Source organism: Neorhizobium sp. T7_12, from assembly GCF_002968535.1.
Classification (GTDB): Bacteria; Pseudomonadota; Alphaproteobacteria; order Rhizobiales; family Rhizobiaceae; genus Neorhizobium; species Neorhizobium tomejilense.
On record NZ_PVBK01000001.1, the window covers coordinates 693491 to 713445 of the forward strand.

The window sequence follows — 19955 nt, forward strand, 5'->3', positions numbered from 1 at the left end:
TTAGGGTTGGCGTTCCCAACCTGTCAATTGCCTGATTTTCGTAGCGTTCAGCGCTGAATGAGCTCCAGGGTGTGGCGGGAAAGTGGCTGCGGATCGCCTTCGGTCGTCAGGTAGGTGTGGCCGAGGGTCATGGCGGCGCCGCTGTCGGAATCCATGATGATCATGTGCACGAACAGCGTCATGTCCGGCAGAATTTCCTGCGGGTTGCCGAAGTGGAACATCTGGTGCTCCATCCAGGAAGGCGAGAACCGCGCGCCGAGCGAATAACCGCAGGCGTTGAGGCGGTGGCGCGACAGGCCGCGCTCGTCGAGAATGCGGGCATGGGTGTCGAAGACGTCGCCGAAAGTCTGACCGGGGTGCAGAACCTCCTCGATCGCCGTGATGGTTTCGAGGCAGGCCTTGTGAAGCTCGCGGTGGCGAGGCGACGGCTCGCCGACGATGACCGTGCGCATCATCGCCGCATGGTAATGCGCGGCCGCACCGGCCCATTCGAGCGTCAGCTGGTCGGTCGCGTCGAGCTTGCGGCGCCCGGCCTTGTAGCGGCAGAGCAGCGCGTCGGTGCCGGAGCCGATGATGAATTCGTTGGCGGGATAATCGCCGCCGCCGAGAAAGACCGCGCCCTGCATGGCGGCGAGGATTTCCGCCTCGTCGCCGCCGGCCTTGATCAATGGCAGCGCCGCATCGAGCGCGTCGTCGGCAAGCTCGGCGGCGCGTCTGGCATAGGCGATCTCCGCCGGGCTTTTGACGAGGCGCAGCGTGCTGACCAGATAGGAGGCGTCGCTGATCTGGCCGAAGGTGGCGAGCTGGTTGTCGAGCAGGCGGGCGACGCGGCCGGTCATGCCGTGGGTATCGTATTCGACGCCGATCCTGGCGCCGAGCAGGTCCATGTCGCTCAACAGGTTCTTGAGGTCGAGGGTGGGATCGGCATTCACGCGGTCCACCCAGACGACGATGTTCTCGACGGTCGAGGTGTGGCGGGCCTGGCGCAGGTCGGCGGAGCGGGTGAGCAGCGTCATCGCCCCGTCCGCCTTGACGATCAGGGTCTGGAAAAAGCAGTAGCCGAACGTGTCGTAGCCGGTCAGCCAGTACATGCTTTCCTGCGCGAAGATCAAAAGCGCATCCAACTTGTCGGCGCGCATCTTCTCCGTCAGCCGCGTCAGCCGGTCGGCGTATTCGCTCCTCTCGAAATGCAGGGCCATATCAATTCTCCCGAAGTGCGATTGCTGAAATCTGACGGCCGTAATCCGGCTCTTTGGCATGGGTGGTGCGGCGGTAGGAATAGAACCGTTCCGCATCCGGATAGGTATCGAGGCCGAGGCTTTGGGCCCGCACGCCTGCTGCCGTCAGCCGCTTAATGGTCAGCGACGGCAGGTCGAACATAGAATGCCCCGCATTCGATGACGGCGTGAAGAAAGCCTCGTAGGAGGGATCGTGGCTCAGGAACCGTTCGACGAATTCCGGTCCGACCTCGTAACTTGCCGGACCGATCGAGGGGCCGAGGACGGCGGTGATGTTTTCGCGCGCCGCACCCAGCGAGACCATTGCCTCGATGGTGTTTTCGAGCACGCCCGTCAACGCACCCTTCCAGCCGGCATGGGCCGCCCCGATCACGCCGTTCTCGCCGTCGGCAAACAGGATCGGGCCGCAATCGGCCGCGAGCACCCCGAGCGCCACGCCCGGCACGCTGGTCACCATCGCGTCGACCTTCGGCCGTTCGCCGGCATAGGTCTCGTCGACGACGAAGACGTCGGGCGAATGGACCTGGTGCACGGTCGCCAGCTTTTCGAGCGGCAGGCCGAACCAGGCAGCAACGCGAGCCCGATTCTCGGTGACCCTCGCACGGTCGTCGTCGGAGCCGATACCGACGTTGAGGCCGGCATAGAGGCCTTGCGAAACGCCCCCCTTGCGGGTGAAGAAACCATGGCGGATACCGGCGCCGGCCCTGTCGTTCAACAGGGGGCTCTCGATCGGCTCCGGCAAGGGTATGTCCTGCATCGGTGTTATCTATCCCGTTGATTTGAAGAGGTTTTTGGCGCTCTCTCAAGGCCTGCCCGCTGCTTCGATCTAGGGCGAGAGTGGCGCAAGAAAAGGGCGGATGTCAATCGGTTGATGAATTGACGGCCGCGGTTTACTCCACCGCGCGAAACGGCATCAGCTTCAATGCCGGGCTCGATACCGCGATGACTTTGAAGAGTTCGCCCATCTTGCCGGCCCCTTCGCCGGCCAGCCGGTCGACGGCGGCGGCGATCAGGCGCTGCTCGGTAGGCTCCTTGTCCTTGGCAAGCGCGTTCGCCCGCTCGCCAATGCCGAGGCCGAAAAGAAAATCGCCCTGATGCAGGCCGCCGTTCAGGTGAACGCCCGTGGTGACGGCAATGCGCGCGAGGTCCTCGAAATCGACATGACTGGTGAGATCCGCTTCGCCGGGATTTTCGAGTGGCGGATCGTAGTCGTGGTAGCGGATGGCCTGCAGGGTATCGCCGAAACCGGTGACCAGATGGCCGTAGTCGATGATCAGAGCCGTGCCGCCGAAGGTCCGCAAGCGTTCGCACAGCGTCAGCATCACCGCCTGTCGGGCCGGGGAAAGTTCGAAGATCGTGCCGTCGGGAATACCGGCGACGGGCGAGGGCAGCAGCTGCGGGTCGAGCGTGGCTATGCCGACAGCAAAACCGAGTTCGTCCTCGGCGGTCAAGCCGACGAGGCGTTCGCGAAAACCGGTCGGCGTCTTGACGAACTGGCGGATCGGGATCGCGTCGAACAGCTCGTTGGCGGCGATCAGCGTAAAACCTTCGGGAAGGTCCTCGAAGCTGTCGTGCCAGGAAATCTTGGTGGAAAAGGCCTCGAGCGTGATGCGCTGGACGCCGCGTAGGCGCTCGCTGGTCTCGACCAGATGCACGTGCAGGTCTTCGAAAAACCGAGGCGCGATGCGTTTGATCACCCGCAGCATGTCGGCCATCATCGTGCCGCGGCCAGGGCCGATCTCCACCAGCCTGACGCCCGTCGGCGTGCCGTGCTGCTGCCAGGCATGCACCATGAAGACGCCGACCATCTCGCCGAACAGCTGGCTGATCTCCGGCGCGGTGATGAAGTCGCCGTGACGGCCGAAGGGCTCGCGGGTGCGGTAATACCCGTATTCGGGATCGGCGAGGCACAGCGCGAAATAGTCGGTGACGCTGATCGGCCCGTTGGTGCGGATCAGGGTCTTGATCTTCTCTGTGAGGGGAGTGCTCACCGGATGTGCCCCCTCAAGCCTTCGCCGCGGACGTTACCGCCGCGCGGGCACGAAGAATGGCCCAGATACCCGCAGCGATCATCGGCAGCGACAGGATCATGCCCATGGTCAGCCAATTGGTGCCGAGCAGATAACCGAGCTGCGCATCCGGTTCGCGAAAAAATTCCACGAAGATGCGGCAGAGCGCGTAACCGACAACGAAGGTGCCGGCGATGGTACCCGGGACTTTCAGAGCCTTGAACCGGAAGATCAGCAGGGCAAGCACGAGGACGAGCACGATGCCTTCCAGGCCGGCTTCGTAGAGCTGGCTCGGATGGCGGGAGAACGGGCCGCCGGTCGGGAAGACGACGGCCCAGGGCGCGCTGCTGAGGCGCCCCCAGAGTTCGCCGTTGATGAAATTGGCGATGCGGCCGAAGAGCAGGCCGAAAGGCACGACGGCGGCGACCGTGTCGAACATGCTCCAGACGGGAATGGCATTGCGGCGGGCGAAGATGATCATCGCGATCGTCGCGCCGATGAAGCCGCCGTGGAAGGACATGCCGCCGTTCCAGATCTCGATCGCGCGGATGGGGTTCGCGGCCACGGCCCCCATGTCGTAGAACAGGATATAGCCGATGCGGCCGCCAAGCACGATGCCGGCCGCGACCCAGACGAGGAAGTCGTCGAGCTGGACGGCCGTGATCGGCGACTGGCCGTCTTTCCACAGCGAGCCGTTCGCCGCCAGCCGACGGGCATAAAACCAGCCGAGCAGGATGCCGGCGACATAGGCGAGCCCATACCAATGGACCGCCAGCGGTCCGATGGAGAAGGCCACCGGATCGATATTCGGGAACGGCATCAGAGCGAAAAGATGAAGCGCTTCGTACAAATTACAAGGTTCTCATACAAACCGAATTGTCGCGGAACATGGCGGTGCGCTCATCGCCGGTCAAGGCGAATCTCGGGGATTGCCCCTTTAACCCCAGTGAAGTTCGGCGATTGCCGGGAACCTCAGTTATCCTTCATCTGTATCAACTGAATAAGGTTTCCGCAGGTATCGTCGAGCACCACCATACGGACAGGGCCGGCATCCATCGGTTTCTGGGTGAAGGAGACGCCCAGCGAGACAAGCCTCTCATATTCGGAATCGATGTTGTCGACCTGGAACGAGGTTGCGGGGATGCCGTCCTCGACGAGCGCCGCCTTGAAGGGCTTGGCGGCGGGGTGTTCGCTCGGTTCGAGAAGCAGCTCGGTCCCTTCGGGATTTTCGGGCGAGACGACGGTCAGCCAGCGATGCTCCCCCATGGGGATATCGTGCTTCACCTTGAACCCCAGCACGCGTGTGTAGAAGTCCAGGGCTTTCGATTGGTCGTCCACAAGGACGCTCGTGACGTAGATTCTCATGGAAACATCCTTTCTAGAGATGGTGGCGGAGCCACAGGTCAACAGCCTCTCGCAACGGACCGGGATCGAGAGAATGGATCCTGGTCCGGCCTGACCATTCGACACGAACCAGTCCGGCTTTTTGCAGCATGTCGATGTGCTGGGTGATCGCCTGACGCGAAAGTGCCATGCCGTTCTCCGCGAAAAAGAGAGCACAGATTTCGAACAATGACTGGCCAGGGCGTTCGCGCAGGCGATCGATGATCTTGCGACGAGTGGGGTCGCCAAGCGCTTTGAAAATGTGATCGAGATCGTCATCGTTCATGGCATCGAATATGCAATAAAATTATTGCATGTCAAGGAAGGGCCGACTGTGCGGCAGGCGGACGATTTGTCCGAGATGGGGCGACCGGTACCTCGGATGATGCTTGCAAGCGGCCCGCACAGGCCCTACTTGATCCCTATGGACATTCGCCGGCCCGGATTGCCGGCCAGACGATATGGGAGTTCAAAACCATGGCAACCGGCACGAACCGCATTCTCGATGATTTCGCGCGGCTGATGACCGATGCGGCCGGCGCTGCCCAGGGCGTGCGCAAGGAGGTCGAAACGGCATTCCATGCCCAGGCCGAGCGGTTTCTCAACAATATGGATGTGGTCAAGCGCGAGGAATTCGAGGCCGTCCGCGAAATGGCCGCCCGCGCCCGCGACGAGAACGAGGCGCTGAAGGCGCGGATCGAAGCGCTGGAAGCGAAGCTTTCGGGACAGTGACCTGCGTCTTCCGGGGATGATCAGCCTCTCTCCCGTAAAATCCGGCACTCAGCTTGTCGGCTAAGACGCTGTTTTTTCTTCCTCTCCCCAAGGGGAGAGGAAAGCAGTGCATCGAATACCTTCCCCGCTCTTCCAACCCATGCCTACAATCCCAGTGCTTCCGTCGCCGGAGTGTTTCGCGAGACGTTCGCGGGCAGGCGGGGGCCGGCGCCCTCATTCGATCCGTAACGTGCGGGGAAGGTGAGGGAGGTGAAAGCCATGGAATGCTCGTCGCAAGACGACCATTCCTATCAAGCCTCCCCCTGGTCGCCGGGCCAGGTTCGGTTGAGCCGTGCAAGTGGCAGGCCTGTCCCGAAAGGATGGGCGCGAACAAAGCCACGCAGCGAGGCGAGATGATCACCTGTAGGGGCCGGAAGCCTCGAAAAGACGCCGAAGGCCACGCGAATGCGGAGCCACCATTAAAAAATCAATCGAGGTTCCGCATTCGTGTGGGCTCTCCGTTCGTGCCGTGCCGAACAGATTTTCGGCGCGGGCGCAGGTGTTGAAACGAAAAAAATGACGCCCTGTGGACACATTCAAAAAAGCCAGTGTCCAGAGTCGCTTATGACTCCGTTCTGATCTCCGCTGCGAACCATGTTTGGAGTTTTGCCCATGTAAAAACCGAGGAAGGGGCTGGCAGCCGGACTCCGTCTAGGTACACTGATTTTAAAGGATGATTCGAAACGGCTTGGTAAGCTCCAGACAGGGTGACTGCGTTATTCTGGAAGCGTCGGACGATCATCGACAGTGTTGTTCCCGGTTAGTGTTCGCGTGTTTTTGGCGTTTTACCGCACGAATTCGCATTCATTCCGGTCAAGAAGGTGCCGCATGACGCTTATGGAAATGGAAATCGAACGCCAGTCGAATCCGGTCGATATGATCGAATTCGTTGCTGCCTCGAACGATTGGACGTTCGAACGGTCGGGTGAAGACGAGATCGCCATGACCGTGGAAGGCCGCTGGACGGACTACCATGTTTCCTTCTCCTGGATGGAGGAGTTCGAAGCGCTGCATCTCGCCTGCGCTTTCGACCTCAAAATTCCCGACGCCCGCGTCAACGAGGTCATCCGCCTGCTGAGCCACGTCAACGGCCAGGTGCTGATGGGTCATTTCGACGTATGGCGCCAGGAAGACGTCGTCATCTTCCGGCAGTCGCTGCTGCTGGCCGGCGGTGCCGAACCCAACAACCAGCAGGTCGAAGTGCTGCTTTCGAGTGCCCTCGACGCCTGCGAATCCTATTACCAGGCGTTCCAGTTTGTCGTATGGTCGGGCATGGAGGCGAAAGCCGCCATGGAAGCCGTTCTGTTCGAAACCGTGGGCGAATGCTGATGGCCTTGGGTCATTTGGGATCCATCATTCTGATCGGCGCCGGCAATATGGGCGGCGCCATGCTGTCCGGCTGGCTGAAGAAGGGCGTGCCTGGCACGTCCGTGACGGTCATCGATCCGTCGCCCTCGGACGCCATGAAGACGATGATCTCGGAGGCCGGCGCGCGTCATTTTGCGTCGGTGCCCGATGGTGCTTCCGCCGACATCCTGTTTCTTGCCGTCAAGCCGCAGCTCATGGATGCGGTCCTGCCGCCTCTGAAGTCTGTCGTCGGGCCCGGCACGGCGGTGGTTTCGGTCGCCGCCGGCAAGACGCTCGCCTATCTGGAAAAACATCTCGGCGAGGCGGCTATGGTGCGTGCCATGCCGAATACGCCTGCCATGATCGGTCGCGGCGTTACCGGCGCCTATGCCAATCCCAAGGTTACCGACGCCCAGCGCGAAACGGTGCAATCCCTGCTCAAAGTCAGCGGGCCGGTGGAGTGGGTTTCGAGCGAAGCGGATATTGATGCCGTGACCGCCGTTTCGGGCAGCGGCCCGGCTTACGTGTTCTATCTCGTGGAGTGCATGGCGGAAGCGGGCCGGAAAGCAGGCCTGCCGGCGGACCTCGCCATGCGGCTTGCGCGGGAAACTGTCTCGGGGGCTGGTGAGCTCCTCCACCAGTCCCCGGACGACGCTTCCAGGCTTCGGCAGAACGTCACCTCGCCGAACGGCACGACGGCTGCGGCACTTGCGGTGCTGATGGCTGACGACGGCATGCAGCCGCTGTTCGACAAGGCGATTGCGGCTGCCCGCGACAGAGCCGAAGAACTCGGCGCGTGAGTGAGTTCGAATGGCTGAGGACATCACCTACGGCGACTTCGAAAAGGTGGACATCCGCGTCGGCACGATCATCGAGGTCGAGGCGTTTCCGGAAGCCCGGAAGCCCGCCTTCAAGCTGAAGATCGATTTCGGCCCGGAGATCGGCATCAAGAAATCCTCGGCGCAGATCACCGTGCATTATACCCCGGAAACGCTTGTCGGACGGCAGGTGCTGGGCGTCGTCAATTTCCCGCCGAGGCAGATCGGGCCATTCCGCTCGGAAGTGCTGACGCTCGGCTTCGAGGACGAAAACGGTGCAATCGTGCTTGCGGCCGTCGAGCAGCCGGTGCCGAACGGCCGGAAGCTGATTTAACCCGGGCGCTGATCCGCAGTGCGGATCGTCAGTGGATATCGCGGCTGTCGACCTCGGTCAGGCTGAACGACCGGAACTCGACCTCGAAGCCTTCACGTTGCGGCGAGCAGAAGGTCATGCCGACGGAGAGGTCGGTGAGTTCGGGTGGGAAGAAAGCGAGCCGCGCCATTCGCCAGTCCGGCTGGGTGTCGGTCCGATACTGGATAAAGAGGGCGTCGCCCATGCGGGTGACGCGGACGGAGATTTCCTCGAAATCGTCGGTGAGGCGGAAGGCGGACCAGTCGGAGTGACCGTTGGTCACCACCACGCTGAAATGGCGGGCGCCGTCGGTGAATTCGACGCCGCATTTCATCCAGTGTTTTTCGTCATGGCGGATCATCAGGCCTGCCTGGTCGTAGAGCGCCTCGTAGCGGCCGACGAAGGAGGTTTCGGCGGTGAAGTCGCCGCTTCGGGCCCGGTGGAGGAAGTGGCCGCTATCGCGGTGAAAGCCGTAATAGGTGCCCTGCCAGAAATCGGTCTCGAAGCCGGAGCGGGCAACCAGACTGCCGTTCTCCTCACGGCTTTCCGGCGGCGGGTTCAGCCAGGTCATGTGGGAAAGGTCGATCGGCATCGGTTCCTCGAAAAAATGATCAGGCTGGGACGCGCACGACGGCGCGCAAGCCGCCGCGGGGACTGTCGGCGAGCGTGACGTTGCCGCCATGGGCGCGGGCGATGTCGCGGGCGATCGCAAGGCCAAGGCCGGTGCCGGACGCATTGAGGTTGCGAGCCTCGTCCAGGCGGTAGAACGGCTTGAAGACGTCCTCGCGAGATTGCGGCGGAATGCCCGGACCGTCGTCGTCGAGCGTCAGCGTCAGCCACTTGGCGCTATGCCGTGCGTCCACATGGAGCGTCTTGGCGTAGCGCTCGCTGTTGGACACCAAGTTGCCGACAAGCCGGGCGAAGGCATTCGGCCGCACCGCGATCTCGTCCTCGCCGTCGATCTCGTAGGTCATGGTCTTGCCGTGCAGCGCGAATTCCGACCGGAGCTTTTCAAGCAGTTCGCTCAACCGCAGTTCGCCGAAATCTTCTTCCGCTTCGCCCTTGGCGAAGGCGAGATAACCTTCCAGCATCGATTGCATGTCGTCGGCATCCTGGCTCATGCCGGCCAGTTCCGGCTTGTCGCCGGCAAGCGCCAGCTGCAGCTTGAACCGGGTGAGGATGGTCCTCAAGTCGTGGCTGATGCCGGCGAGCATGGCGGTGCGCTGTTCCATCTGCCGTTCGATGCGCTCGCGCATCTGGATGAAGGCAAGGCCGGCGCGGCGGATTTCATCAGCGCCGCGGGGAGCGAAACCATCGGTCTTCTGTCCCTTGCCGAAGCTTTCGGCAGCACGCGCGAGCGTCAGGATCGGCCGGATCTGGCCGCGCAGGAAAAGGATGGAGATTATCACCAGGACGACGGCCGCCCCGATCATCCAGACGAGGAAGATATGGGTGTTGGAGGCATAGGTGGAGCCGCGGCGGACGAAGACGCGCAGCACCCTGGTATCGAACTTGATACGGATTTCGACAAGCCGGCTGTCTCCGATCGTGTCGATCCAGAAGGGCATTTGGATCTGGCGGGTGATCTGTTCGGCAAGGATGTCGTCGAGGATCTCAAAGAAGGGGCGGGAGCGGGGCGGCGGCAGCTGGCCGTTTTCTTCGACCGCGATGGTGAGGTTCAGCGCGTCGCTTGCGATGCGGCTGATGGCGTCATAGTTGCTGTCCTGCGGATAGGCCTGGATCACCTCGATAATGCCGGCGATATCTCGCACCGTGCTTTCCGACAGGCGTTCGGTCACCATGCGCCAGTGCCGCTCCATGAAGACGGAGGCGACGACACCCTGCAGCAGCAGCATCGGCAGGATGACGATCAGAAGCGAACGGGTGTAGAGGCCGGTCGGCAGGCGGCGGCGCAGCCAGCGGGTCATCGGGCGCCAGCCCGGCAAGATGAGCCGGTCCATGTCGCGCTTCAGTGGGTCGAAAAGTGCCATCCTGCCTTCAGCCTGTGCCGGTCTCTTCCGGCTAATCGATACTCAGCCTGTATCCGATGCCACGCACCGTCTGGAGATAGACGGGGTTGGCCGGATCCTCCTCGATCTTACGCCGCAAACGATTGATCTGCACGTCGATCGTGCGCTCGCCGACCTCGGCATCATCGCCGATCAGCTCGTGGCGGGGGATGGTGTCGCCGGCCCGCAGCGCGAAAAGCAGCATGATCTCCTGTTCGCGATCGGTCAGCCGGATGGTTTCGGCGGCCCTGCGCAATTCCTTGCGCGGGATGGAGAAGGTGAAGGGGCCGAACATGATCTGCTCGATCTTGGGCGTATCGGGCGAGGTGCTGCGGCGCAGGATATTGTTGATGCGCAGCACCAGTTCGCGCGGATCGAACGGCTTCGACAGATAGTCGTCGGCGCCCGCTTCGAGACCGGCGATACGGGATTCCGATTCGGCGCGGGCCGTCAGCAGGATCACCGGAACCGTCTTCTTCTGGTAGAGCGACTGGGTAAGCGAAATGCCGGATTCGCCGGGCATCATCACGTCGAGAATGATGAGATCGAAATGCAGGCCTTCGAGCTTGCGGCGGGCCTCGGCGGCGTCGCCCGCGACGGTGATGCGAAAACCCTGCTCCATCAGGTAGCGGTTCAGAAGATCGCGGATGCGCGTGTCGTCATCGACGACGAGAAGATGAGGTGCATCATCGGAAGGGGGCAGTGTCGTCATCTCAAAGGTCCCACTTAGTCCAAGTCGCTGTCGATAGGCTCTAGGCTTTCGTCGCGGCCGCGCATACGGCGCAGGAATTCCTTGACCGAGGCCCGCGTGTCGGGGGGCAGCTCGTCCATGGCGCGAGCGATACGGCGCGATTGCGGCTCGGAAAGGGCGAGAGCCAGCTCACGGCCTGCAAGGGTCGGATAGAGCCTGCGCTCGCGGCGATCCTTGGCGCCAGCCATCTGGCGTATATAGCCGGATTCGATCAGCTGCTTGAGAACGCGCGCAAGGCTCTGTTTGGTGATCTGCAGCGTGTCGAGAAGGTCGGTGACCATCATGCCCGGCTGGCGGCAGACGAAATAGACGACGCGGTGGTGGGCGCGGCCCATGCCGATCTTGGCGAGGATCGCATCCGGGTCGGACACGAAATCGCGGTAGGCGAAGAAAAGCAGTTCGATGGTCTCGAAGTCGATCTGGGCTTCGTCGACTGCCGGCATTGTCGGCATGACCTTCTTGACGGCTTTTCCCGTCGATGCGCGCGACACTCGCGTTTCCTTTCCCTCTGCGGCTGCTTGCCCCAGGCTCCGAAGATCTTGGGGCCGAAGCTTTTATTGCCGATCTCGCATTGTAACCTGCCGCACGTCATAAAGCGCGATCAGGCTGAACAATCAACAGCATTTGTTGGGGAGGGCGGGGGTGCCGCGAACTACCGGGAAGGGCGCTGCCGAACAGCGCCCTTTTACGGTGGAGCTCAATCGTAGATGTGAACGATACGGCGGGTGCCGGGATCGACAAGAACCGGGCGGTCGTTGACGACGACGTAATCGTAGTCGTAGTCCGGTACTTGCTGGATCACGACCTCGGGCGGCAGGGTCGCGCCGATCGCCACTTCGTTGCGGACATAGACCGGCCGGACCGGGTGCTCTTCGATGTAGCTGATGACGGTTTCCGGCGGTTCGACGGGTTCGACCGCACCGACCGGGCCGAGCAGGACATCCCCCGGACCCGGAACGGCGGCCGGCGGAGCGATGCTTGCGGTCGTCTCATAGGTGACGGACGGCACTTCATACCGAGTGCGGTATTCCTCGACAGCGACCGCCGAGCCGTTGTGGCGGATGGTCAGGTATTCCGCATAGACCCAGCCACGCATGCCGTTGACGTCGATGCGGCACCATTTGCTACCCTGGAGGCAGCCGTCCATCATGGCGGGGCTGCCGCGGGTGGCCATCCCGATCTCGGGATAATCCTGGCCGGGACCGGAGCGGACGATGATGTCCGAGGCGGTGGTGGTGGTCATCTGCGCCTGGGCGGGCAGGGCAAGCGCCGAAAGGACGGCGCCGAGGCCAAGCCGCTTCAATTCCGGGCATTTCAACCAAGTCGTCATGGATTTTTCTCCTCATGTTGACTGGCAGGGTAACACCCGCATGCCTTGGTGGTTCCGCCGAATGCGGGTGGATTCTGCAAGCTGTGGCGGGGGTGCCACAGCTAGAATGGGGTACGGAACCTTTGTGCCGCCAACCCATTGATCCCGCCAGAAGCACCGGAGAGACCCATGACGAACCCGACCGTGACCGCCCAGACCTTCAGCGCCCAGACCTTCAGCGCACTGCCGCCGATCAGGATCGAAACACCCAGCGCGGCCAATCCGCTCAGAAGCGTGCTGGTGACCGTTTTCGTGCTGAAGATCGCGATTGCAGCCTTCCTGATTGCCACCGTATCGCTTGCACCGCCGGTTTCCGCCAATACCCATTACACGACCCTTGCCTCGAACTGATCTTTTCGGCTGAAATGCCCTGGGTTTATCGGTATATCCCGGCAAGCATCATCGTTCAGGCCGAGGCATCATGGGCAAGTTACAGGCCGGTATCATTCCGGTTACGCCATTCCAGCAGAACTGCACCATCCTCTTCGACGAGGAGACCAAGCAGGGCGTCGTGGTCGATCCGGGCGGCGACGTGCCGACGATCCTTCAGGTCATCAGGGAAAACGGCATCACGGCCACGGAAATCTGGCTGACACACGGGCACATCGATCATGCGGGCGGCGCCGACGAATTGCGCGAGGCGCTGGGCATCCCGGTGATCGGTCCCCACGAGGCGGACCTGCCGCTGCTGCAGCGCCTGGAGACGCAGGCGGAAAAATTTGGGGTCAAGATGGAGGTGCGCAACGTTTTGCCGGACCGCTGGCTCAACGAAGGAGACAAGGTTTCGTTCGGCGAGCATGTCTTCGAGATATTCCATTGCCCCGGACATGCGCCCGGACACGTGATCTACTACAACCGTGCCCAGGGTTTCGCGCATCTCGGCGACGTGCTGTTCAACGGCTCGATCGGGCGCACGGATCTGCCGGGCGGAGATCACGATACGCTGCTCGCTTCGATCCGCGACAAGGTTCTGCCGCTCGGGGACGAGGTCGGGTTCATCTGCGGCCACGGGCCGGGCAGCCGGATCGGCGACGAACGACGCACAAATCCATTCCTGCGCGGCCTCGGCGGATCGAAGCCGCAACATACGTCGGTTTAAAAAAAACCCGGCATCTCTGCCGGGCTTCAACTCGAAATGGCAAGCCTCTGGAGGCTTAGCCGGAGATCTGCAGATTGACGGCCTTGGGGCCTTTGCCGCGACGATCCGGTTCCGTGTCGAAGCTTACTTTCTGGTTTTCAGACAATCCGGACAGGCCGGAAGCCTGTACGGCAGAGATATGGACAAAGATATCGGCGCCACCATTGTCAGGCTTGATAAAGCCGAAGCCTTTGTCGGTATTGAAGAATTTTACAGTGCCAGTCTCGGCCATGCAGCAGGTCCTTTTCTCTCTGTCCGTGTTCAGCGGCGGACAGCATCACAGTGTAGCCCCGAAGGGCGGCGGCAGGCAGCTTTAAGAAAGGGTCCCTGTCTTTACCGCGATGACCGGAAGGAATTGCTTTGAAATCTCCGCCCCCGGCCTACCGCCCGAAGTCTTAGCGCCTTCGGAGCGCGTCATTATAGGTCTTCCCATGCTCGTAAATTGCCCGAACTTGCACAGAGTGCTGTGTTTATTGAAAATTGGCAAGAAAAAGTTTTTTGAATTATCGCCACAATGGCAAATTGCAAATCGCGGGAACCCCCGGAAAATGCGGGCTTTGAGCCTCCGCTGATGGTGCGGCAAGACGATTCCATCGCCGGCAATGCTTTGCTAACCTTCATCTGTGCCGTTTTGGGGCAAATGACGCGAAAAGAAAAATTTTTGCCGCTCATGTCTCTGAACGAGGGTCGGAGCGGGTTCCGGGCCGATATTGCGGCTGATAGCGGTCACGCATCCCTAGCGGGAAAACTGCGGTTCCTGATACTACTCGCCGCTGGATTGCCGGCGGCCAAAAGCGCGGGCAGGCCTTGCGAATACCGGTTTGGCCAGGGCCGGAGGAGGTAGGGTCGCGGCGGCCCGGCTGGTGCCAAGCGTGATTTCGTTGCCGGTCGTCTGGAGCGGCGCGAAGTCGGCCAGGCTTTCCGGAAAGCTCTCGTTGAATGTCGTCGGGGCGAGTTCGGGCCGCGCCAAGGCATAACCCTGCATCAGCGGCACGCCGAGCTCTTCGCAGAGATCCACCTGCCAAAGCTCCTCAAGCCCTTCGAAGATCGGTTCGATACCATCGTCGAGCATCTGCCGGACGATGACGCGCAACAGCGCGTAACCGGCGGAATTGTCGAGGAAGTCGCGCACCCAGGCGGCCTCGAACTTCACGTAGTCCGGCTTGATGCGCTTCAGACGATCGAGATCGGAATCGCGGGCGCCATAGTCGTCAATCGCGATACGGAAGCCGACCGCCTGCATGTGCTCGGTGAAGGCGACGACAATGTCGTCCGACGCGCCGGATCTTTCGGAGATTTCGCAGACGATCCGATCGGGCGCCAGACCAGCCTCGTGGCTGGCGACCTTGATGCGATCGACTTCCTGGCGCATTTCCTGGGACGTGCGGAAGAGGCCGGGATGGAACTTGACGAAGATCCCGGCGCGGGACCGGTTCAGCCGGCCGGTGTTCAAGATGTGAATGGTGCGCAGGATGCTGTCGACATCGGCCATGTCGACCGGAGACACGAGCGGAAAGAACTCGGCCGGCGACACCGGCTCGCCATCGCGGGAGGCGCGCAGCAGGCCCTCAAAAGCTTCGATTTCAAGGCCGGTTTCCGGGCCGGAGCGAAGGATCGGCTGCAGCGCGGATTGCAGCAGGAAAGGACCGTAGACGGTGGAGAACGACCCATTGTCGCTGCGAACCAGATTGGCGAAGATGCTTCTCGGCGTCATGCCCGTGCCCGTCGATTTCCGTTATCCCATCCCTCCTGGTTGTAGCAGCCAAGGGTTACGCGGTTGTAAACAAGGTTTCGAAGGTTTTAATCAGCTTCTTTCATGGTTCACATTCAAGCTTTGTGCTTGAAACGGCGTCATAGTTTAGACATAGAGCGTACGGGCGGTTTTCGGCGCGCGATGCCGCCGTGTTCAACAGCTCTTCAGGACGAAGATTATGGCCTTTCTTGCCGACGCACTTTCCCGCGTAAAGCCCTCTGCCACCATCGCCGTTTCCCAGAAAGCCCGCGACCTGAAAGCAAAGGGCCGCGACGTGATCGGGCTCGGCGCAGGCGAGCCGGATTTCGATACGCCGGAAAACATCAAGAAAGCCGCCATCGACGCGATCAATCGCGGCGAGACCAAATATCCGCCGGTATCCGGCATTCCGCAGCTTCGCGAGGCAATCGCCAAGAAGTTCAAGCGCGAGAACAATCTCGATTACACGCCGGCGCAGACGATCGTCGGCACCGGCGGAAAGCAGATTCTTTTCAACGCCTTCATGGCGACCTTGAATCCCGGCGATGAAGTGATCATCACCGCGCCCTACTGGGTTTCCTATCCGGAGATGGTCGCCATCTGCGGCGGCACCTCGGTAATCATCAAGGCGAGCCAGGAAAACAACTTCAAGGTGACCGCCGCCGATCTCGAAAAGGCGATCACGCCGAAAACCAAGTGGTTCCTGTTCAACTCGCCGTCCAACCCGTCGGGCGCTGCCTATAGCCATGACGAACTCAAGGCGCTGACCGACGTGCTCGTCAAGCACGAGCATGTCTGGGTGCTGACCGACGACATGTACGAGCACCTGACCTATGGCGACTTCAAGTTCGTCTCGCCGGCGGAAGTGGAGCCGAAGCTCTACAACCGGACGCTGACGATGAACGGCGTTTCCAAGGCCTATGCGATGACCGGCTGGCGTATCGGCTATGCGGCCGGCCCGCTCGAACTGATCAAGGCGATGGACATGATCCAGGGCCAGCAGACGTCAGGTGCCTGCACGATCGCCCAATGGGCTTCGGTCGAGGCGCTCAACGGTCCGCAGGATTTCATTCCGCAGAACAAGAAGATCTTCGAAGGCCGCCGCGACCTAGTCGTGTCGATGCTGAACCAGGCGAAGGGCATCGTCTGCCCGTCTCCGGAAGGTGCCTTCTACGTCTATCCGTCCTGCGCCGGCCTGATCGGCAAGACCGCGCCGTCGGGCAAGGTCATGGAGACCGACGAGGATTTCGTCACCGAACTTCTGGAAACCGAAGGCGTGGCCGTCGTCCACGGTTCGGCCTTCGGTCTCGGCCCCAATTTCCGCATTTCCTATGCGGCTTCGGAAGAACAGCTCGAAGAAGCCTGCAAGCGGATCCAGCGCTTCTGCGCAAACTGCAAGTAAGCTGGCCTCACTCAATCAGCAGAAGCCCGCCAGCGACGGCGGGCTTTTCTGTTTTCAGGCATCCGTTGACCATGACAGCGGCCGGACATACATTTCGGTTATGAAAACCGTTTCTCTCCGCGAAGCTCAGGACCGTCTTGACGAACTTGCCCAGGATGTGGAGCAGGGCGAGACCGTGACCGTGACGCGGGACGGTAAGCCGGTGTTCGATATCGTGCCGCATACGGAAGTATCGAAGCCGGCTGAGAAGAAGGGCGGCATCGACTGGGAAGCAGGTCAGGCCTATCTGCGGTCGAAGGGCATTTTCAACCCGGTGCCGTATATCGCTGAGGATTTCGACGACCCTTTGCCGGAAGATTTCCTGCTAAGGCCGTTGCCTTGACGAAGCGCTGTCTTCTCGACACGCATATGGTCATTGCCGTTCTGCAGGTCGAAGGGCTGCAACTGGCGACGATCGACCGCGCGCTCGTTGGACATCGCCTGGCATTGAAATTTTGAGCAAGAGGCGCCGTAAAGCGCCGCCGCACCCAAATTGGCCCATCAGCCCTTGGTCAGCTTCACGATCGTCGATTCCCCGCCGCCGCGCTGTTCGGTGACGGCGTAGACGGCGCCGTCGGGGCCGACCTTGACGTCGCGGATGCGGGCCTGGAGCGGCACGCGCTCTTCATAGGCGACCTTGTCGCCGTCCATGTGGACGACCACGATGCCCTGGGCGACGAGGCCGCCGATCAGGAAGGAATTTTTCCATTCCGGGATGGCGTCGCCATCGTAATAGGCCATGCCGGACGGGGCGATGACCGGGTCCCAGAAATAGACCGGCTGTTCCGTCTCCTTCATGGCAGTGATGCCCTTGCCGACCGGCTTGCCGCTGTATTCGATGCCGTAGGTGACTTCCGGCCAGCCGTAATTCTTGCCGGCTTCCGGGCGGTTCAGTTCGTCGCCGCCGCGCGGTCCGTGCTCGACGGTCCAGAGACGGCCCTGTCCGTCGAGGGTGGCGGACTGCAGGTTGCGGTGGCCGAGCGACCAGATTTCCGGCCGGGCGCCTTGCCGATTGACGAACGGATTGTCGGGCAGCGCTTTGCCGTTCACGTCGATGCGAAAGATCTTGCCGAGGCCGCTCGCGATATCCTGCGCCTGCACGCGCGGCTGCGGATCGGAACGTTCGCCGACCGTTACGTAGAGTTCGTTGCTCGGGCCGAAGACGAGGCGCGAGCCGAAATGATTATTGCCGTCATAGCTCGGCATCTGGCGGAAGATCACCTTGACGTTCTCGAGCTTTCCACCGCCGCGGTCGTCCGGGACGAGTTTTGCGGAGGCGACCGATGTGCCGTTTCCGTCTTGGCGTTGTTCGGAGAAGGAAAAGTAGATCATGCCGGATCTGGCAAAATCCGGGGCAAGCGCGACGTCGAGCAGGCCGCCCTGGCCTCTGGCGAGCACTTTCGGAACGCCCTCGATTTTTGGACCAGCCTCGCCTTCTTCCGAGATGATGTGCATGGCACCCTGCTTGGCCGTCACCAGCATCCGGCCGTCGGGCAGAAACTCCATGGCCCAGAGATGCGGCAGGCCGTCGGCGACCACCTCCTGCGCGATCTTCGGCATCCGGGCCGGCTGCGGAGCGCGCGTCTGGTTGGCGAAGGCGGGTTTCTGGTCGCGGGCGTTCGGCGCTTTGGTTTCCGCGGGTTGGCCGGTGTTTTGAGCAGGAACCGGGCCGGCCAACAGGGCAAGCGAGAGGGCCGAACCGGTCACGAGAAGACTGAGGCGTTTCATCATGGACTCCCTGTCAATAGGGCGGAACTACCGCCGAGGCCTGCAACGACACTCCCGCACGCGGCGAAGGAGTATCTGGCAATGGCCTTCATCTAGGGCGTTCATCGGCAAGCGCCGTACACAGTTCGTTCAAGAATATTTTATTGAGCGGTCGCGAACAAAAGCCCGCCGGTGAGGGCAGGCTTCGTGCGTTCGGACGAGATTGCGGATCAGTCGGCGAGATCGGCCGGAACCTTGCCGCCGTTTTCGGCCAGCTTCTTCATCAGCGCCTTGTGGAGCCAGACGTTCATCGTCGCGGAGTCGTTGGTATCGCCGGTATAATGCAGCTCCGCGGCCAGTTCCTTGCGGGCCGTAAGGCTGGAATCGAGATCGAGCGCCTTCATCAGGTCGACGATCGACTTGCGCCAATCGAGCTTCTGGCCGCTCTTCTTGACCGCAGCGTCGAGTATGGGCGTGATGTCGACGGGACCCGACGACGGCGTTGCCGAAGGGATGGCCGTCGGATTGGACGCCGGGGCGGCGGACGCGGAAATCGGAGCGGCCGGTTTCAGAGGTTCGGCGGCCGGTGCTGCTTCATCCGCGCCCCAAATCGCATTCTTGATCTTGTCGAATATACCCATCGTTGCAATCTCCCTCGGGTTAAATCCGAATAGGAACCTAAGCTAGAACAATGATTTCTCAAGTGGCAGCCGCGGGTTATTCGACCCGCGGCGCACGAATATCAGATCAGGCCGCGCCCCAGATGGCTTCGGCGGTCTTGACGACGAGTTCCAGCTTCCGCTTCTGGTCGTCCTCGGTGATCGAATTGCCTTCTTCGGTGGAGGCGAAACCGCATTGCGGGGCGATGCCGAGCTGGTCGATATCGACGAACTTGGAGGCTTCGTCGAAGTGACGGCGCAGCGAATCGAGCGTCTCCAGTTCACCGGTCTTGGTGGTGATGAAGCCCGGATAGACGCGCTGCTTGGAACCCTTCTGGAGAAGGCTCAGCGGCTGCAGGCCGCCGGCACGCTCGGTGTCGTATTCCATGAAGAACATGTCGACGCCGGTCTTGTTGAAGATCGCGTCGGCCGCTGCATCGTAACCGCCTTCGGCAGCCCAGGTGGAGCGGAAGTTGCCGCGGCACATATGCATGCCGATCAGCATGTCCTTCGGGCGGTCCTTGATCGCTTCATGCATGGTCAATGCGTATTTCTCGATCAGCCAGTCCGGATCGTAGCCTTCCTCGCGCTTCATGGCGCGCTGCTTCTCGTCGCCGAGATAGGCGAAGTAGATGTCGTCCATCTGCAGATAACGGCAGCCGGCTTCGTAGAACTTCTGCACGGCCTTGGCATAGGTGCGGGCGAGGGCTGCGAAGAGCGCTTCCTGGTCCTGGTATTCCGGATAGGTCACGTCGGCGCGGGCGGTGCGGTAATGGGCGACGCTCGGGCCGGGGATGGAGATCTTCGGCGTCACCTTGGTGTTGGCGGCAAGGAACTTGAAGTGCTCCAGATGCGGATGATCATCCGGGAAGTCGAGCTTGCCGTTGATGGTCGGGAAGGTCGGCGGCAGTTTGACGCCGTGGAAGGTGACGCCCTTGTGGGCCTCGCGGGTGACGAATTCCATGCCGTCGAGCAGGCCGAGGAAGTCGTAATGCCAGAAGTGGCGACGGGCTTCGCCGTCGGTCACGACCTTCAGGCCGACGCTTTCCTGCAGCTTGACGAGTTCCCGGATGCCTTCGTCTTCGACGGCCTTCAACTCGTCTGCGGAAATGCTCTTGTCTTCATAGAACTTCTTGCGGGCTTCCTTGACGGAAGCGGGACGCAGCAGCGAACCGACGTGGTCGGCTCTGTAGGGAGGTGTAGACATGTGAAATCTCCTTCATGCGCAACA

24 protein-coding genes are annotated in these 19955 nt (G+C 61.6%); 8 read left to right on the forward strand and 16 right to left on the reverse strand.

Annotated features, from left to right (window positions below):
- Nucleotides 1–47: 47 nt before the first annotated feature.
- From C5J26_RS03500 to C5J26_RS03525, 6 genes are all read right to left on the reverse strand, one after another.
- Nucleotides 48–1199 (reverse strand): Xaa-Pro peptidase family protein, encoded by a 1152-nt coding sequence (locus C5J26_RS03500; RefSeq protein WP_105400516.1) that lies wholly within the window; start codon nucleotides 1197–1199, stop codon nucleotides 48–50.
- 1 nt (nucleotide 1200) lies between these two features.
- Complete coding sequence (gene pgeF / locus C5J26_RS03505) at nucleotides 1201–1995, reverse strand: peptidoglycan editing factor PgeF (protein ID WP_105400517.1); 795 nt, start codon at nucleotides 1993–1995, stop codon at nucleotides 1201–1203.
- 133 nt (nucleotides 1996–2128) lie between these two features.
- Nucleotides 2129–3229 (reverse strand): class I SAM-dependent methyltransferase, encoded by a 1101-nt coding sequence (locus tag C5J26_RS03510; RefSeq protein WP_105400518.1) that lies wholly within the window; start codon nucleotides 3227–3229, stop codon nucleotides 2129–2131.
- 13 nt (nucleotides 3230–3242) lie between these two features.
- Nucleotides 3243–4067: a prolipoprotein diacylglyceryl transferase gene (lgt, locus tag C5J26_RS03515; RefSeq protein ID WP_105400933.1), complete on the reverse strand. Its 825-nt coding sequence runs from the start codon at nucleotides 4065–4067 to the stop codon at nucleotides 3243–3245.
- A gap of 152 nt (nucleotides 4068–4219) precedes the next feature.
- Nucleotides 4220–4612 (reverse strand): VOC family protein, encoded by a 393-nt coding sequence (locus tag C5J26_RS03520; protein ID WP_105400519.1) that lies wholly within the window; start codon nucleotides 4610–4612, stop codon nucleotides 4220–4222.
- Nucleotides 4613–4625: 13 nt separating this feature from the next.
- Nucleotides 4626–4916, reverse strand: coding sequence for a helix-turn-helix transcriptional regulator (locus C5J26_RS03525; RefSeq protein ID WP_046632997.1), 291 nt, complete (start codon nucleotides 4914–4916; stop codon nucleotides 4626–4628).
- Between the two features lie 191 nt (nucleotides 4917–5107).
- Between C5J26_RS03525 and C5J26_RS03530 the strand changes: the two genes are divergently transcribed.
- The 4 genes from C5J26_RS03530 (at nucleotide 5108) to C5J26_RS03545 (ending at nucleotide 7900) form a co-directional block, all read left to right on the forward strand.
- The gene (locus C5J26_RS03530; protein WP_037076291.1) at nucleotides 5108–5362 is read left to right on the forward strand and encodes an accessory factor UbiK family protein; all 255 of its coding nucleotides are present in this window, start codon (nucleotides 5108–5110) and stop codon (nucleotides 5360–5362) included.
- Between the two features lie 867 nt (nucleotides 5363–6229).
- Entirely contained in the window at nucleotides 6230–6730 is a 501-nt protein-coding gene (locus C5J26_RS03535) for a YbjN domain-containing protein (protein ID WP_046632999.1), read from the forward strand.
- Nucleotides 6730–7548: a pyrroline-5-carboxylate reductase gene (gene proC / locus C5J26_RS03540; RefSeq protein WP_105400520.1), complete on the forward strand. Its 819-nt coding sequence runs from the start codon at nucleotides 6730–6732 to the stop codon at nucleotides 7546–7548. The genes C5J26_RS03535 and proC overlap by 1 nt, the downstream gene beginning before the upstream one ends.
- Nucleotides 7549–7558: 10 nt before the next feature.
- On the forward strand, nucleotides 7559–7900 hold the full coding sequence (locus C5J26_RS03545; RefSeq protein WP_105400521.1) for a tRNA-binding protein: 342 nt from the start codon (nucleotides 7559–7561) through the stop codon (nucleotides 7898–7900).
- Between the two features lie 28 nt (nucleotides 7901–7928).
- On the opposite strand, the gene C5J26_RS03550 is transcribed toward C5J26_RS03545, so the two are convergent.
- The 5 genes from C5J26_RS03550 to C5J26_RS03570 form a co-directional block, all read right to left on the reverse strand.
- A complete protein-coding gene (locus C5J26_RS03550; RefSeq protein WP_105400522.1) occupies nucleotides 7929–8510 on the reverse strand; it encodes a DUF1349 domain-containing protein in 582 nt (193 codons plus the stop codon).
- 19 nt (nucleotides 8511–8529) lie between these two features.
- Complete coding sequence (locus C5J26_RS03555; protein WP_105400523.1) at nucleotides 8530–9909, reverse strand: ATP-binding protein; 1380 nt, start codon at nucleotides 9907–9909, stop codon at nucleotides 8530–8532.
- A gap of 31 nt (nucleotides 9910–9940) precedes the next feature.
- Nucleotides 9941–10639 (reverse strand): response regulator, encoded by a 699-nt coding sequence (locus C5J26_RS03560; protein ID WP_046633005.1) that lies wholly within the window; start codon nucleotides 10637–10639, stop codon nucleotides 9941–9943.
- 14 nt (nucleotides 10640–10653) lie between these two features.
- Nucleotides 10654–11169 (reverse strand): MarR family winged helix-turn-helix transcriptional regulator, encoded by a 516-nt coding sequence (locus C5J26_RS03565; RefSeq protein ID WP_046633007.1) that lies wholly within the window; start codon nucleotides 11167–11169, stop codon nucleotides 10654–10656.
- Between the two features lie 206 nt (nucleotides 11170–11375).
- Nucleotides 11376–12008: a DUF1236 domain-containing protein gene (locus tag C5J26_RS03570; protein ID WP_105400524.1), complete on the reverse strand. Its 633-nt coding sequence runs from the start codon at nucleotides 12006–12008 to the stop codon at nucleotides 11376–11378.
- 168 nt (nucleotides 12009–12176) lie between these two features.
- Between C5J26_RS03570 and C5J26_RS03575 the strand changes: the two genes are divergently transcribed.
- A complete protein-coding gene (locus C5J26_RS03575) occupies nucleotides 12177–12398 on the forward strand; it encodes a hypothetical protein (protein ID WP_105400525.1) in 222 nt (73 codons plus the stop codon).
- A 70-nt stretch (nucleotides 12399–12468) separates the two neighbouring features.
- Nucleotides 12469–13146, forward strand: coding sequence for an MBL fold metallo-hydrolase (locus tag C5J26_RS03580; protein WP_105400526.1), 678 nt, complete (start codon nucleotides 12469–12471; stop codon nucleotides 13144–13146).
- A gap of 55 nt (nucleotides 13147–13201) precedes the next feature.
- Here C5J26_RS03580 and C5J26_RS03585 read toward each other — a convergent pair whose 3' ends face one another.
- Nucleotides 13202–13417, reverse strand: a complete 216-nt coding sequence (locus tag C5J26_RS03585; RefSeq protein WP_046633016.1) for a cold-shock protein — start codon at nucleotides 13415–13417, stop codon at nucleotides 13202–13204.
- Nucleotides 13418–13948: 531 nt separating this feature from the next.
- The gene (locus C5J26_RS03590; RefSeq protein WP_105400527.1) at nucleotides 13949–14899 is read right to left on the reverse strand and encodes an EAL domain-containing protein; all 951 of its coding nucleotides are present in this window, start codon (nucleotides 14897–14899) and stop codon (nucleotides 13949–13951) included.
- 217 nt (nucleotides 14900–15116) lie between these two features.
- On the opposite strand from C5J26_RS03590, the gene C5J26_RS03595 reads away from it, so the two are divergent.
- Both C5J26_RS03595 and C5J26_RS03600 read left to right on the forward strand, forming a co-directional pair.
- Nucleotides 15117–16319, forward strand: a complete 1203-nt coding sequence (locus C5J26_RS03595; RefSeq protein ID WP_105400528.1) for a pyridoxal phosphate-dependent aminotransferase — start codon at nucleotides 15117–15119, stop codon at nucleotides 16317–16319.
- A 100-nt stretch (nucleotides 16320–16419) separates the two neighbouring features.
- Nucleotides 16420–16701 (forward strand): type II toxin-antitoxin system Phd/YefM family antitoxin, encoded by a 282-nt coding sequence (locus C5J26_RS03600; RefSeq protein ID WP_105400529.1) that lies wholly within the window; start codon nucleotides 16420–16422, stop codon nucleotides 16699–16701.
- Nucleotides 16702–16859: 158 nt separating this feature from the next.
- Here C5J26_RS03600 and C5J26_RS03610 read toward each other — a convergent pair whose 3' ends face one another.
- From C5J26_RS03610 to C5J26_RS03620, 3 genes are all read right to left on the reverse strand, one after another.
- Nucleotides 16860–18086, reverse strand: coding sequence for a PQQ-dependent sugar dehydrogenase (locus C5J26_RS03610; protein WP_105400935.1), 1227 nt, complete (start codon nucleotides 18084–18086; stop codon nucleotides 16860–16862).
- Between the two features lie 209 nt (nucleotides 18087–18295).
- On the reverse strand, nucleotides 18296–18706 hold the full coding sequence (locus C5J26_RS03615) for a DUF3597 domain-containing protein (protein WP_105400530.1): 411 nt from the start codon (nucleotides 18704–18706) through the stop codon (nucleotides 18296–18298).
- A gap of 106 nt (nucleotides 18707–18812) precedes the next feature.
- A complete protein-coding gene (locus tag C5J26_RS03620; protein WP_105400531.1) occupies nucleotides 18813–19931 on the reverse strand; it encodes a 5-methyltetrahydropteroyltriglutamate--homocysteine S-methyltransferase in 1119 nt (372 codons plus the stop codon).
- Between the last annotated feature and the right edge of the window lie 24 nt (nucleotides 19932–19955).